The sequence below is a fragment of the Burkholderia sp. 9777_1386 genome (assembly GCF_015712265.1).
Taxonomy (GTDB): domain Bacteria; phylum Pseudomonadota; class Gammaproteobacteria; order Burkholderiales; family Burkholderiaceae; genus Burkholderia; species Burkholderia cenocepacia.
Genome location: NZ_JACCQB010000016.1, coordinates 115,307 through 129,473, shown reverse-complemented (window position 1 = coordinate 129,473; position 14,167 = coordinate 115,307). Strand labels below are relative to the sequence as shown.

Here is a 14,167-nt window from a genome sequence, read left to right as displayed (position 1 = left end):
CAGCGCTGCGTTTTCAGCAGCAGAGAAGCGAGATTATGAACCGTGTTTCGCAGCTCGTCAACAACTTTCTGAACGACTTCGTTGCGACTGCGGGGCTCAACTTCCGTACCGCCGAGGCTCGCTACCTTCCGAACTCCAACGGCACTGCTTCCCTTCCTCCCGCGCCGCGTTTCCGTTAGCGCGAAAGAGGCGTGATTCTATGCAGCTCACGGCGATCGCGCAAGGGGTTTCGCAAAAAATATAAGGCGCCGCACGCTGCCGCGTGCGGCGCCTTATATAGAAGCAACCGAACCGTCAGGAAGCCACGCGCGCCTGGCGTGCGACGATCGCCATATAGTGATCCAGATCCGGCGTCGCCTTGCCTGGCTCCTTCGCCGTATCGTCCCAGCGGCGCAGGTGCAGCGCGTCCTCCGCGAACGGGCGCTGCAGGAACGCCGCCGCTTCCTCGTCACTGAAGATACCGCCCTGCAACGCCAGGCTGCGCACCGAGTCCGGCGACAGGCTCTCGAAATAGCCGGCGTCCGTGCGGCACAGACAGCGCTTCGCGTCGACGTGCAACCGGATCGGCTCCAGCACCGCGTCGGAAAACAGCGGCCGCAGGAACGGCAGCACGTAATACTGATGCAGATCGTCGATCCCGCGCGCGCTCGGCGTGTCGCCCTGGCGATTCAGCAAATGGCCGAGGTCGTGCAGGAACGCCGCCGCGACCAGCGCTTCGTCCGCCCCGGACGCTTCCGCCAGCAACCCGCTCTGCAATGCATGCTCGAGCTGCGTGACGGGTTCGCCGCTATAGGCCAGATGGCCATGCTCGCGATACAGGCCGTGGATCTCTTCCACCGTCAGCGCCATTCGTTTACTCCCAAGGCAGCGAAAACGTCTTCAGGTTCGTGAAACTCTTCATCGCCTCCTGGACGCCTTCCTTGTAACCGAGCCCCGAATCCTTGATCCCGCCGAACGGCGACAGTTCGATCCGGTATCCGGGCACTTCCCATACGTTCACCGTGCCGACGTTCAACTCGTTCACGAACCGTACGACGGCGGCCGTGCTGTCCGTACAGACACCCGACGACAGCCCGAACGCCGTGCCGTTGCTGAGCCGGATCGCGTCGTCGATCGTATCGAATGCGATGACGGGCGACACGGGCCCGAAGGTCTCCTCGCGCACCAGCGTCATCGACGGATCGACGTTGTCGAGCACGGTCGGCGCGTACAACGCGCCGCGCCGTACATTGCCGGTCAGCAGGCGCGAGCCCTGCGCGACCGCCTCGTTCACGCGCGCCTCGAACAGCCGCGCCGCGGCTTCGTCGATCACCGTGCCCATTTCGTTCGAGGGATCGAATGGATCGCCGTATTTCCAGGCGCGCGTCTTCTCGACGAGCAATTCGGTGAACGCCGGCACGATGGAGCGCTGCACCAGCATCCGCTTGACGGCCGTGCAGCGCTGGCCCGAATTCCGGTACGAGCCCAACACCGCGAGCGACGCCGCGCGGTCGAGATCGGCATCGGCGAGGACGATCAGCGGGTCGTTGCCGCCCAGCTCCAGCACGATGCGCCGGTAGCCGGCCCGCGCCGCAATCGCCTTGCCGATCGCGACGCCGCCCGTGAACGTGATCAGCGACGCATGCGGATGCGTGACGAGCTCGTCCGCGATCTCGGCCGGGTCGCCGGTCAGCACCTGCAGCATCGGTTCCGGCAGCCCGGCTTCATACAGCAGGTCGGCCAGATAGAACGCCGACAGCGGTACCTTCTCCGACGGCTTCACGATCACGCGGTTGTTGGTCGCGATCGCCGGCGCGATCTTGTGCGCGACCTGGTTCATCGGATGATTGAACGGCGTAATCGCGACGATCACGCCGTCGAGCGGCTGGCGCTGCGAGAACACGCGCCGCGCCTTGCCGTGGGGCGTCAGGTCGCAAGAGAAACTCTGCGCGTCGTCACGCAGCGCCTCGACCGCCGCGAACTTCAGCACGTCGGCCACCCGACCGATCTCGTAGCGCGAATCCTGTTTCGACAACCCCGACTCGAGCGTGATCAGGTCGGACGCCTCCTCGGTGCGCTCGCGCAGCAGCGCGGCCGCACGTTCGAGGATCTGCGAGCGTTCGTAGCGCGTCAGCGTCGGCCGGTAGGCCATCGCGTAATCGAACGCCGCGCGCACGTCGTCGACGCTGGCGAGCGGCGCGGTGCCGACGCGCGTGCCCGTGTACGGGTCCGTGACGTCGAGCGTGCGCTCGCGCATCGCGCGCGTGCCGCACCAACGCAACGCTTCGGCACGAAACGACGGATGATCTTGCCGCGGATGAGCCATCATGTCGCGATCCGGTTCAACACGAAATCGAACACGTCGAAGTTGCGCGGGCGACGTGCGGGATCGTCCCGCTCGATACGGCGATTGAACAGCAGCGGCACCTCCTGCTCCGACACGCCACCATGCGAACGCAGCGGCACCGTGAGGCCCGACAGATCGTGGTCGCGTTCACGCGTACCGAGCGTCATGTCGCGGCGGCCGATCACGACGAGATCGCCGATCCGGTCGGCCGGCAGTTCGAAACGAGCGGCGGCTTCCGCGTTGTCGAGCACGAGCTCGACGCCATCGAGGCCACCGATGCGCCACATCGCTTCGGGCCGGTCGACACCCGGCGCCAGGTAGATCGTCGCGAACGAACCGAGCGCGCCGTGATGCACGACGTACGGATCGGTAATCGGCAGGATCACGCGCGCCGCCTGCGTGCCGTACCAGCCGTCGAAGGCGTCCTGCAGATAGATCACGTTCGGCCGGCCCGTCGCCGGATCGTGCTTCGCGTTCATCCCGTGATCGGCCGTGAGCCCGATCGCCCAGCCGAGCGCGTCGAGCTGCGCGAGGTAGCCGTCCATCATCGCGTAGAACGCGTTCGCGCCGGCACTGCCCGGCTCGCATTTGTGCTGCACGTAGTCGGTGGTCGACAGGTACATCAGGTCGACCTGCCGCGTCTGCGCGAGGCGTACGCCGGCCGCGAACACGAATTCGGACAATGCCGCGCTGTACACATCCGGCGACGGCAGGCCGACCCAGTCGAGCACGTCGACGATCCCGTTTTCCGCGAGATTGGCCTGCGCGGCCTTCTCGGCCGAAAAGCAGATGCCGTTCAGCTGCCAGCCGAGCAGCCGGCGCAGCTTGTCCTTCGCGGTCACGACGGCCACCCGCGCACCGGCGTCGGACGCCGCGGCGAGCAGCGTGCCGGCCCGCAGGTAGGCCGGGTCGTTCATCATGACTTCGGCGCCGCGCCCGCCGTCGGCGGCCGGATCCCAGAAGTAGTTGCCGCAGATGCCGTGAACCGACGGCGGCACGCCGCAGACGATCGACAGGTTGTTCGGGTTGGTGAAGGTCGGCACGACGCAATCGGCGCGCCACGCGGTGCCTTGCTCGATCATCCGGCCGATGAACGGCGCGACGCCCGCTGCCACCGCCCGTTCGAGATAGTCGTACTCGCAGCCGTCGACACAGATGACGACGGTCGGCTCGACCGGCAGCCGGTAGCGCCGGCCGTTGACGTCGATCGAGCGTCCCGCGAGATCCGGCGCACCCTTGCCGGCGGCCGGTTGCTCGCCGGGGAGCCGCAACGCGAACGCGGCGTTCATGATGCCGCCCGCTTGCCGCGCGGCACGCGCGCGGCGATCAGCAGCAACGCCGCGAGCGACGCGCCGAGCATCAGCAGCGACAGCGCCGACGCCGGCAGGTAGTAGCCGCGCTCCACCTGCCCGATCACGACGATCGGCACGGTCGCGAAGCCGGGCGGATATACCGTCAGCGTCGCGCCGAGCTCGCCGAGCGACAGCGCGAAGCCGAGCGCGAGGCTCGCGCGCAGCGCCGGCACGAGCTGCGGCAGCAGCACGCGGCGCAACACCATCGCGGGCGGCGCACCGAGGCTCGCGGCAGCTTCGCGCAGCACGGTCAATTCCGGGCGCAGCGCGGCGGCCGCGCAGCGATAGCAGAACGGCAGAATCAGCGCGAGCTGCACCAGCACGACGATCGCCGCCGAGCTGGACAGGTCGAGCGGCTTCCGGTGATACGCGATCAGCACCGCGAGCCCGAGCACGACGCTCGGTACGCCGTTCGGCACCATCACGAGCGCGTCGACGACCGCCCCGAGGCCGCGCCGGTCGCGCCCTTCGAGCGCGAGCGCCAGCCACAGCCCGAGGATCGTGCCGAGCGCCGATACGCCGAAGCCGATTTCGAGGCTCGTCGCCAGCGCGTCGTATTCCGGCGAGCCGAGCCGCTCGAACCAGCGCAGGCTGTAGCCGGCCGGCAAGATCGTGCCCGACCACTGCGTCGACACGCTCGACAGCGCGACGACGATCACCGGCAGCACGAACAGCCAGAAGCACGCGAACGCGGCCAATGCGAGCGCGGCGCGCGACGCATGCTTGAGCAACGCGTCGGTCCAGCCGATCTGGTGCCGCGGCACGGCCTGCCCGATACGGAATTCAGCGGACATCGTTCCCTCCCGTCGCACGCCGGTTCACCCGGCGATAAACCGCATACAACGCCAGCGACAGCGTCAACATCACGACCGCGCCGGCCGACGCGGTCGGCAGGTCGAGATCGACGGTCGCGCTGCTGTAGATCGCGACCGGCAACGTGACGAGCCGCGCGCTGCCGAGCACGAGCAGGATGCCGAACTCGTTCAGCGTCAGCAGGAAGCACAGCACGGTGCCGGCGGCGATGCCCGGCCACGCGATCGGCAGCACGACGCGGCGCGCGAGCATCCAGCCGGGCGCGCCGAGGCTGCGCGCGGCTTCGATCAGCCGCAGGTCCAGCGTCGCGAACGACGCGAGCGTCGGCCGCACGACGAACGGCGTGTAGAACACGGTCTGCGCGAGAATCACGCCGCCGATGCCGAACAGGAAATCGAGCGGCGGATGCTCGAGATGGAACAGGTGCTGCAGCGCGATGCTGATCGAGCCCTGCGAGCCGTACAGGAAGATCAGCGTGAACGCGACGAGGAACGACGGAAACGCGACGTACAGCTCCAGGAAGCGCGTGACGAGCGATGCACCCGGGAACGGCTTGAAGAACAGCAGCGCGGCCAGCAGCACGCCGAACACCGATGCAGTGCCGGCGCTCGCGAACAGCACGCCGAGCGTCGTCAGCAGCACGTTGCGCGTGTCGGGATTGCCGAAGAAGGTGCGGTACGCGGCGAAACTCAGCCCGTGATCGCCCGACACGCTCAGCAGCACGAGCCGCACCAGCGGATAGACGACGAGCGGGCCGAGCACGACGATCGCCAGCGCGGCGAGGTGCAAATCGCCCATGCGCCTGCGGCGCCGCGCGGCCGCGGCGTGTGCGGCGGCCGACGCGAGCACGTGCGGCGGCAAGCCGGCTTCAGGGCTCGATAAGGACGACATCGTCTGCCTCGCAATGCAGGGACACGCGCGCACCGCGCTCGGGAGCCGCGCCGCGGCCGCGTTGCATCGTGACGCGCACGGGCTCGTCGGGCGCCGCGTCGATCACGACGGCGATCGACAGGTCCGCGCCCTGCCATTCGACCGAAGACACCGTGCCGTGCAGGCCGCCCGCTGCGGGCGGCATCACGGTCAGCCGCTCGGGACGCACGCACGCGACCTTGCCGCGCACCTCGTGGCGCGGATCGCCGAGCGGGAAGATCACATGCGGCGGCAGCAGGTTCGCCGGGCCGAGATAGCGCGCGACGTAGCCGTCGCGCGGCGCGTCGTACAACTGCTGCGGCGTGCCGAGCTGCGCGATGTGACCATCGCGCATCAGCAGCGCGCGGTCGGACAGCACGAGCGCATCGTCGCGGTCGTGCGTCACGCAGACGACGGTCAAGTTCGGCAGGCGCTCGTGCAGCGCCTTCAGTTCGCTGCGCACCGACGCGCGCAGGTTGGCGTCGAGCGCCGACAGCGGCTCGTCGAGCAGCAGCACGTCGGGCTCGATCACCAGCGCGCGGGCCAGCGCGACGCGCTGCTGCATCCCGCCCGACAGTTGCGCGGGCAGATGGTGACCCGCGTCGCCGAGCTGCACGAGCTTCAGCGCATCGGCGACGCGGCGCGTCACTTCCGACGACGCCATGCCACGCGCGCGCAGCCCGAATGCGACGTTCTCGAACACCGACAGGTGCGGGAACAACGCGTAATTCTGGAACAGCAGACCGAGGTTGCGCTTGTGCGGCGGCGCATAGGTCAGGTCGCGTCCGGCAACGGTCAGCGTGCCGGTCAGGCCGTCGGCCTTCACGAACCCGGCGATGAAGCGCAGCAGCGTGGTCTTGCCGCAACCGCTCTTGCCGAGCACGGTCAGAAATTCACCGGCGCCGATCGACAGCGACAGATCCTCCAGCACCGTGCGCGCGCCGTAGCGCACGCTCAGATGCTCGATCTGCACGCCGCCCGGCGCGCCGGACCGCAGCGTCGCGTGCGGTTCGGCGGCGCCGAATGCGCCGGGATGGGTCAGGGTGGTTTCCACCGGGTTCATCCTCTTGCTCGCGAATACAGGCGGCGTGCGCCGATCACTTCGGCTTGACGACGTCGAGCTGCTTGCCCGAGCTGCCGATCACGTCCTTCTTCCAGCGCTCGATCCACACCGGCTTCTTCGCCATCACCTGGGTCCAGTCGACCGGAATCAGCTTCACACCCGCGATCGCCTTCTTGACCGCTTCGCCGTTCTTGCCGGCCAGCGGCACGTCGGTGCGGCCCGGGATGCCGTACATGTCCGGCACCTTCGACTGCACTTCCGTCGACATCAGGTAGTCGATCAGCTTCCGGCCGGCGTCCTGGTTCGGGCCGCTCTTGATCAGGCCGATGCCGTACGGGAGCTGGAACGTGGTCGGCTGGTCGCCGTCCTTCGCGGCCAGGAAGATCGGCTTGATGGACAGCGCGCCGTGTTCGGCGTCGTCGAGGTCCATCTGCAGGTCGCCGTTCGCGACGCTGATCTCGTTGCGCGACAGCAGCACGTTCAGGTAGCCCGTGCCCTTCGTGTGGAACTTCACGCTCTGCGACAGCTTCGCGAGATAGTCGAACGCCTTGTCCTCGCCCATCAGCGACGTCGTCAGGATCAGCACGGCCATCCCGTCGCCGGCCGTGGCCGGGTTCGAGTACGCGACCTTGCCGGCGTAGGCCGGCGCGAGCAGGTCGGCGAACGTCTTCGGCTGGTTCTTCACGACGTCCGGGTTGATCGCGAACGAGAAGTAGTTGTTCACGAACGTCGCCCAGGTGCCGTCCTCGGCCTTCGCGATGGCCGGCACGTTCTTGTAGTTCACGCTCTGGTACGGCTGCAGCAGGCCCATCTGGCCGGCTTGCTGGATGAACGGCGGCAGCGTGACGATCACGTCGGCCTTCGGGGAATTCTTCTCGATGTTCGCGCGGTTCACCACCTCGCCGCTGCCTGCCGTCACGATGTTGACCTTCACGCCTTCCTTCTTCTCGAAAGCCGGCAGCACGTCGCGATAGAGGTTCTCGAGGCCGTCCGCCGTGTACAGCACGACCGCGTTTGCCGCATGCGCCGGCATCGCGGCGCCTTGCAGCAGACCGGCGGCGCAGGCGGCCAGCGCGAGTTTGCGGAACGCGCCGGCGGCGGCGCGCGAGGGTTTCTGCAGTGTCATCTCACTTCTCCGTAGGCGGAACACCAAACGGCCGGGGCACGATCCGGCTCTCCTGTTGTCTTCGGGCGAGCCGCCTGGCGGCCCGCCTCGCTACCGCGCTCAGGCTGGGTGTCGCGCGGCAACCGAAGGATCACAGCGTTCGATGACAAAGCCGTGACGAATGCCACAATTTCCAAAAAATGACACATTTTGCCACTATCATGCAAGTCCATTCGGAAATGCCATCCGGTGTTTCGTTCGCCCTTTGCTGGAGACAAAAGCCATGTCCGACCCGATCCTGCTCACGCCCGGCCCGCTCACCACGTCCGCCACAACACGCCACGCAATGCAACATGACTGGGGGTCGTGGGATGCCGCTTTCAACCAGCTGACGGCCAGCGTCTGCGCGGATCTCGTCGCCATCGCGCATGGCGGAGACGAGTACGTATGCGTGCCGATGCAGGGTAGCGGCACGTTCTCGGTCGAAGCCGCGCTCGGCACGCTGGTGCCGCGCGACGGCGTCGTGCTGGTGCCCGAGAACGGCGCGTATTGCGCGCGCATCCTGAAAATTCTCGGCCGGCTCGGTATCGACGCGATCGCGCTGCCGTTCGGCGAAGACGCGGCCGTCGACGCGGCGGCCATTGAGGCTGCGTTCGCGCGCGAGCCGCGCATCACGCACGTCGCGCTCGTGCACCTGGAAACGAGCGCCGGGATCCTGAATCCGCTCGACGCGATCGCGGCCGCGTGCCGGCGGCACGGCAAGCGGCTGATCGTCGATGCGATGAGTTCGTTCGGCGCGCTGCCGATCGCGCTGGCGGACAGCGGCATCGACGCGCTGATCTCGGCCAGCGGCAAATGTCTCGAAGGCGTGCCGGGAATGGGATTCGCGATCGTGCGGCGCGACGCGCTCGACGCGAGCGAAGGCAACTCGCCCTCGCTCGCGCTCGATCTCCACGACCAGTACGCGTACCTGCGCAGGACGGGGCAATGGCGCTTCACGCCGCCGACGCACGTGATTGCCGCACTGCGCGCCGCGCTCGACCAGTACTTCGCCGAGGGCGGCCAGCCGGCGCGCGGCGCGCGCTATGCGGACAACTGCCGGACGCTGGTCGAATCGATGCGCGCGCTCGGTTTCGTGCCGTTCCTCGACGCGAGCGTGCAGGCGCCGGTGATCGTCACGTTTCACGCGCCCGACCATCCAGCCTACGATTTCCGCCGTTTCTACGACGCGGTGCGCGACGCGGGCTTCATCCTGTATCCGGGCAAACTGACGCGGCTCGAGACGTTCCGCGTCGGCTGCATCGGCGCGATCGATGCAGGCGATATCCGGCGGGCGGTCGCCGCGATCGCGCAGGCAATCGAATCGCTCGGCATCGCGATGCAGCCCGCATGAAGCGAGGTATGTGCCGACCGGTCGGCACGCGCAAACAAAAAACCCGGCGGCCAACCGGCCGCCGGGCGAACGCACCGAGTGTGCGTGGAGCCGGTGCTTACAGCTCGATCCGCTTGATGTCGCCGACGACGAAGATGTACGACAGCGCACCGACCAGCGCGATCACGCCGATGAACACGAGCGCGCCGACGAACGAGCCGGTCGACGCGACGATGAAGCCGACCACGAGCGGCGTGACGATGCCCGCCAGGTTCGCCGCGAAGTTGAAGATGCCGCCCGTCACGCCGAGCAGGCCGTCCGGCGCGATGTCCGACACGAGCGTCCAGCCGAGCGCGGCCATCCCCTGCGCGAAGAACGCGACCGACATGATCGCGATCACCGCCTCGTTGCTCTGCACGTAGTTCGCGAGAATGATCGTCGACGCGAGCAGCAGGCCCGCGATGATCGGCAGCTTGCGCGCGAGGTTCGCGGACTTGCCGCGGCGCAGCAGCCAGTCGGAGAAGATCCCGCCGAACATCACGCCGACCGACGCGGCGATGAACGGCATCACCGCGAAGAAGCCGATCTTCAGCCAGCCCATGTGGCGCTCGGTTGCCAGATAGGTCGGGAACCAGGTCAGGAAGAATACGAGCGTCGAGTTGCCGGCGAACTGGCCGAGGCAGATGCCCGCGAGCTGGCGCTTCTTCACCAGTTGGCCGACCATCGACCAGCTGAACTTGGCCTGCGCCGGCTTGCCGCTCTTGTCGCCGTCCTTGCGCGCACCGTGCACGAGACCGCCGCCCGCTTCGATATAGGCCAGTTCCGCCGAATTCGCGCCCGGGTGGTTGCGCGGCTCGTGGTAGAACTTCCACCAGACCAGGCCGAACACGATGCCGACCGCACCGACCACCCAGAACAGCGAGCGCCAGCCGAACGCGCCCATCAACGCGAACAGCACCGGGCTGAAGAACGCGAGGCCGATGTACTCGCCGACGGTGTAGGTGCCGGTCGCCATCGCGCGTTCGTTCTGCGGGAACCACGTCGCGACGACGCGGCTGTTGGTCGGGAAGCACGGCGCTTCCGTCACGCCGAGACCGAGCCGGCACGCGAGCAACGTCGCGACGCCCGGCACGAAGCCTTGCAGGAACGTGCACAGCGACCACAGCGTCATCGACCAGTAGTAGGTGATCTTGCTGCCGAAGCGGTCGAGGAACAGGCCGCCGGGCACCTGCATCGCCACGTACGTCCACGAAAACGCGGAGAACATGACGCCCATCACGGCCGCGTTGATGCCGAGCTCCTTGGTGAGCTGCGGCGCCGCCACGCCCAGCACGGTGCGGTCGAGATAGTTGATCATCGTGCCGATCGCGAGCAGCGCGAGGATCTTGTAGCGCGCCGACGTGCGCCGGACCGTGCCGGCCGCCTGCGCCGGCGCGGCGCTCGTGTGGGTGGTGTGTTGCATGGTCGTCTCCTGTCTCTCTTTCTGTGTCTGCAAGGGGGTCAGCGCGCGACGAGCGACTGAAAGTGATCGAACATCCGCTCGGCGTCGGGCGTGCGCCCGGTGAAGAGCTCGAACGCGTCGACGGCCTGGTACACGGCCATCCCGCCGCCCGGCAGCGTCGCGCAGCCGGCCGCGCGCGCGGCGTGGATCAGTTCGGTTTCGAGCGGGAAATACACGATGTCGGCCACCCACATGCCTGCGTGGAGCAGTTCGGCCGGCAGCGGCAGGCCCGGATGCTTGGCCATGCCGGTCGGCGTGCAGTGGATCAGGCCGGTCGTTGCGCGCATCGCGGCCGCGAGATCGCTGCCCGGCGTGACCCGGGCGGCAGGGAAGCGCTGCTGCAATTCGCCCGCCAGCGCGGTGGCGCGCGTGCCGTCGACGTCGAAAATCGTCAGTTCAGCCGCGCCCATCTGCAGCGCGGCGTGCGCGACGGCCGCGCCCGCGCCGCCCGCGCCGAGCTGGACGACGCGGTCGAGCTTCGCGTCCGGCAGCCCGCGGCGGAACGATTTCGCAAAGCCCGACCAGTCGGTGTTGTGGCCGATCCGCTTGCCGTCCTTGAACAGCACGGTGTTCACCGCGCCGAGCGCACGCGCGTCGTCCGACAGCGCGTCGAGGTGCTCGATCACGCGCTGCTTGCACGGATGCGTGATGTTCAGTCCGTTGTAGCCCATCCGCTGCGCGGCCTCGAGCAGTTGCGGCAGTGCGTCGACGGTCACGCCGAGCGCATCGAGATCGATGCGCCGGTACACGTAGCCGAAGCCCTGGCGGAAGCCCTCTTCCTCGTGCATCGCGGGCGACAGCGAACCGCCGATGCCCTGGCCGATCAGGCCGATCAGAAACGACGGGCGGCTCATCGGGCGGCCCCCTGCGCGAACAGCGTCGCCAGGCGCTGCAACGCGAACACATAGCCTTCGGTGCCGCAGCCGCAGATCACGGCTTCGGCGATCGCCGAGATATACGAATGGTGGCGAAACGCTTCGCGGCGATGGACGTTCGAGATATGCACCTCGATCACCGGCTTCGCGATCGCGGAAAGCGCGTCGGCCAGCGCGACCGACGTGTGCGTATAGGCGGCCGGGTTGATCACGATGCCGTGCGTGTCGTGACGCGCGGCATGCAGCCAGTCGATCAGCTGGTGCTCGGCGTTCGACTGGCGAAACTCGATTTCCAGCCCGAGCCCTTCCGCCGCCGTGCGGCAGCGCTGCTCGAGATCGGCGAGCGTTTCCGCGCCGTAGATATGGGGCTCGCGGGTGCCCAGCAGATTGAGGTTCGGGCCGTTCAGCACCAGCACCTTGTGCTTGCTCATCGTGTTTCTGCTCCTGAAACAGGGGCAGACCAGGATCGGCGCCGCCCCGAAGACATCGGAATTTGGCGCTAGTGTGCGCCCGTGCACGCGGGCTGTCTTTTCGGGTTTTCGCTAATTTGTACCACCTAGTTAGTTTGTATAATACGCATCACTAACCCAGTAAATTCGGGATATGGCGCGCGTACGGAACTCAACGACTGGTTCATTCAGGGCCGGTTCGACCGGCGCCATGCCCTGTTCATCCGCAGGAAACGCCCATGCAGCGCTCGATCGCCACCGTGTCACTGTCCGGCACGCTCGCCGAGAAGCTCGCCGCCGTCCAGGCCGCGGGCTTCGACGGCGTCGAAATCTTCGAAAACGATCTCGTCTACTTCGACGGATCGCCGGCCGACGTCCGGCGCATGGCCGCCGACCTCGGCCTCGACATCGTGCTGTTCCAGCCGTTTCGCGACTTCGAGGGCGTGAGCGCGGCCCAGCTTGCGCGCAATCTCGACCGGATCAAGCGCAAGTTCGACGTGATGCATGCGCTCGGCACCGACCGCATCCTCGTCTGCAGCAGTGTGGCGGCCGACACGATCGCGGACGACGGGCTGCTCGTCGACCAGCTCGGCGTGCTCGCCGAAGCCGCGCGGCAGGCCGGCGTGGTGGCCGCGTACGAAGCGCTCGCGTGGGGCCGCGTCGTGAAGCGGTACGGCCACGCGTGGAAGCTCGTGAACGCGGTGAACAGCCCGCACCTCGGCCTGGCGCTCGACAGTTTCCACACGCTGTCGCTCGACGATTCGCCGGACGCGATCGCCGACATCCCCGGCGACCGGATCGCGTTCGTGCAGATCGCCGACGCGCCGAAGCTCGTGATGGACGTGCTCGAATGGAGCCGCCACTACCGCTCGTTCCCGGGCCAGGGCGACTTCGACCTGGCGCGCTTCACCGCGCGCGTGATCGAGTCGGGCTATACGGGGCCGCTGTCGCTCGAGATCTTCAACGACGGCTTCCGCGCGGCGCCGACCGCGCTCACGGCCGCCGACGGCCATCGCTCGCTGCTCTATCTGGAAGACCTGACGCGCGCGCGGCTCGCGCAGGACGGTCGCACGCCGGCCGCCAGCCAGCCGCTGTTCGCGCCGCCGGCCCCGCCCGCGCACGTCGGGTTCCAGTTCATCGAATTCGCGGTCGACGCACCGGCGGCGGCGACCGTCGGCGAATGGCTGGGCCGGATGCGCTTCCGGCTCGCCGGCCGGCATCGCTCGAAGGACGTGACGCTGTTCCAGCACGGCGCCGCGTCGATCGTGCTGAACGCCGAGCGCGACTCGTTCGCCGATGCGTTCTTCCAGCAGCACGGGCTGTCGCTGTGCGCGTCGGCATTCCGCGTCGACGATGCCAAAGTGGCGTTCGAACGCGCGGCCGGCTTCGGCTACGCGCCGTTCTCCGGCCGGGTCGGGCCGAACGAGCGTGTGCTGCCGAGCGTGAAGGCGCCGGACGGCAGCCTCGAATATTTCGTCGACGAGGCGCCGGATGCGCCGACGCTGTATGAATCGGACTTCGTGCTGACCGACATCGACGGCCCGAGCGAAGTCGGCCCGCTGACGGGCATCGATCACGTGTGCCTCGCGCTGCCGGCCGACGCGCTCGACACCTGGATCCTGTTCTTCAAGACGGCGTTCGGCTTCGAGGCCGAGCGCAGCTGGCTCGTGCCCGACCCGTACGGGCTGATGCGCAGCCGCGCGGTGCGCAGCGCCGACGGCTCGGTGCGGATCGCGCTGAACGCGTCGGTCGACCGCCATACGGCCGTCGCCGAATCGCTCGACCGCTACCACGGCACCGGGCTGAACCACGTCGCGTTCCGCACCGACGACATCGTGAAGACGGTCGCCGCGTTCGCGGCCGACGGCGTGCCGTTCCTGCGGATTCCGGCCAACTACTACGACGATCTCGCCGCGCGCTACGCGCTGCCGGACGAACTGATCGACACGCTGAGCGCGCATCACCTGCTGTACGACCGCGACGAGCACGGCGGCGAATTCCTGCATGCGTACACGGAGCTGGTCGACAACCGCTTCTCGCTGGAGATCGTCGAGCGGCGCGGCGGATACGACGGCTATGGCGCGGCGAATGCGGCCGTGCGGCTCGCCGCGCAGGCGCAGCGCAGGAAATAAGGAAAGGACGCGAAGCGGAGTTGGGGCCGGACCACGCAAGCGATTCGGCGACCATTCGGGCGGCCCACCTTTCACCCGCACCATCGTGGTGAATCGCACCGCCGAAGGCCCGCCCGCACGGCCGGCCTCGATCAGCGGGGAGCTACGCGGCGTCTGGCGTTACATCCCGTAACCCGTACCGCAGCGCAGCATTGCGCCGTCCGCCACGGTTTTAAGAATCGCTTAAGTCTTCGACGGCACCATCCGCAACCAGTACCCGATGGTCATCTC

The 14,167-nt window shown here is 67.9% G+C and carries 12 protein-coding genes; 2 read left to right on the top strand and 10 right to left on the bottom strand.

The window, feature by feature from the left end; all coding sequences use genetic code 11:
- Positions 1-294: 294 nt before the first annotated feature.
- The 7 genes from H0X91_RS15180 to phnS are packed head-to-tail and all read right to left on the bottom strand — an operon-like array spanning position 295 to position 7,589.
- Positions 295-849 (bottom strand): phosphonate degradation HD-domain oxygenase, encoded by a 555-nt coding sequence (locus H0X91_RS15180; RefSeq protein ID WP_062910300.1) that lies wholly within the window; start codon positions 847-849, stop codon positions 295-297.
- 4 nt (positions 850-853) lie between these two features.
- Complete coding sequence (phnY, locus tag H0X91_RS15175; RefSeq protein ID WP_124633715.1) at positions 854-2,308, bottom strand: phosphonoacetaldehyde dehydrogenase; 1,455 nt, start codon at positions 2,306-2,308, stop codon at positions 854-856.
- Entirely contained in the window at positions 2,305-3,615 is a 1,311-nt protein-coding gene (gene phnA / locus H0X91_RS15170) for a phosphonoacetate hydrolase (protein WP_048985294.1), read from the bottom strand. Before phnA ends, phnY begins: the two co-directional genes overlap by 4 nt.
- Positions 3,612-4,472: a 2-aminoethylphosphonate ABC transport system, membrane component PhnV gene (gene phnV / locus H0X91_RS15165; RefSeq protein ID WP_060264028.1), complete on the bottom strand. Its 861-nt coding sequence runs from the start codon at positions 4,470-4,472 to the stop codon at positions 3,612-3,614. The genes phnA and phnV overlap by 4 nt, the downstream gene beginning before the upstream one ends.
- A complete protein-coding gene (gene phnU, locus H0X91_RS15160) occupies positions 4,462-5,382 on the bottom strand; it encodes a 2-aminoethylphosphonate ABC transporter permease subunit (protein ID WP_048985295.1) in 921 nt (306 codons plus the stop codon). The genes phnV and phnU overlap by 11 nt, the downstream gene beginning before the upstream one ends.
- Positions 5,360-6,463, bottom strand: a complete 1,104-nt coding sequence (phnT, locus tag H0X91_RS15155) for a 2-aminoethylphosphonate ABC transport system ATP-binding subunit PhnT (RefSeq protein WP_006494272.1) — start codon at positions 6,461-6,463, stop codon at positions 5,360-5,362. Before phnT ends, phnU begins: the two co-directional genes overlap by 23 nt.
- Positions 6,464-6,497: 34 nt before the next feature.
- Positions 6,498-7,589 carry a 2-aminoethylphosphonate ABC transporter substrate-binding protein gene (phnS, locus tag H0X91_RS15150; protein ID WP_006489475.1) on the bottom strand — a complete coding sequence of 364 codons (1,092 nt, stop codon included), beginning with the start codon at positions 7,587-7,589 and terminating at the stop codon, positions 6,498-6,500.
- Positions 7,590-7,851: 262 nt separating this feature from the next.
- Here phnS and H0X91_RS15145 point away from each other — a divergent pair, with 262 nt between their 5' ends.
- Positions 7,852-8,961 carry a 2-aminoethylphosphonate--pyruvate transaminase gene (locus tag H0X91_RS15145; RefSeq protein WP_124633716.1) on the top strand — a complete coding sequence of 370 codons (1,110 nt, stop codon included), beginning with the start codon at positions 7,852-7,854 and terminating at the stop codon, positions 8,959-8,961.
- 97 nt (positions 8,962-9,058) lie between these two features.
- Here the strand turns inward: H0X91_RS15145 and H0X91_RS15140 are convergent, their stop codons facing one another.
- Genes H0X91_RS15140 through aroQ form a run of 3 tightly spaced genes read right to left on the bottom strand, consistent with a single transcriptional unit; the run spans position 9,059 to position 11,747 of the window.
- On the bottom strand, positions 9,059-10,402 hold the full coding sequence (locus tag H0X91_RS15140) for an MFS transporter (RefSeq protein WP_006489486.1): 1,344 nt from the start codon (positions 10,400-10,402) through the stop codon (positions 9,059-9,061).
- Positions 10,403-10,440: 38 nt separating this feature from the next.
- Positions 10,441-11,295, bottom strand: coding sequence for a shikimate dehydrogenase (locus tag H0X91_RS15135; protein ID WP_006489465.1), 855 nt, complete (start codon positions 11,293-11,295; stop codon positions 10,441-10,443).
- Positions 11,292-11,747: a type II 3-dehydroquinate dehydratase gene (gene aroQ, locus H0X91_RS15130; RefSeq protein ID WP_006489476.1), complete on the bottom strand. Its 456-nt coding sequence runs from the start codon at positions 11,745-11,747 to the stop codon at positions 11,292-11,294. The genes H0X91_RS15135 and aroQ overlap by 4 nt, the downstream gene beginning before the upstream one ends.
- 257 nt (positions 11,748-12,004) lie before the next feature.
- On the opposite strand from aroQ, the gene H0X91_RS15125 reads away from it, so the two are divergent.
- Entirely contained in the window at positions 12,005-13,897 is a 1,893-nt protein-coding gene (locus tag H0X91_RS15125; protein WP_060210992.1) for a bifunctional sugar phosphate isomerase/epimerase/4-hydroxyphenylpyruvate dioxygenase family protein, read from the top strand.
- The last annotated feature ends 270 nt before the right edge of the window (positions 13,898-14,167 follow it).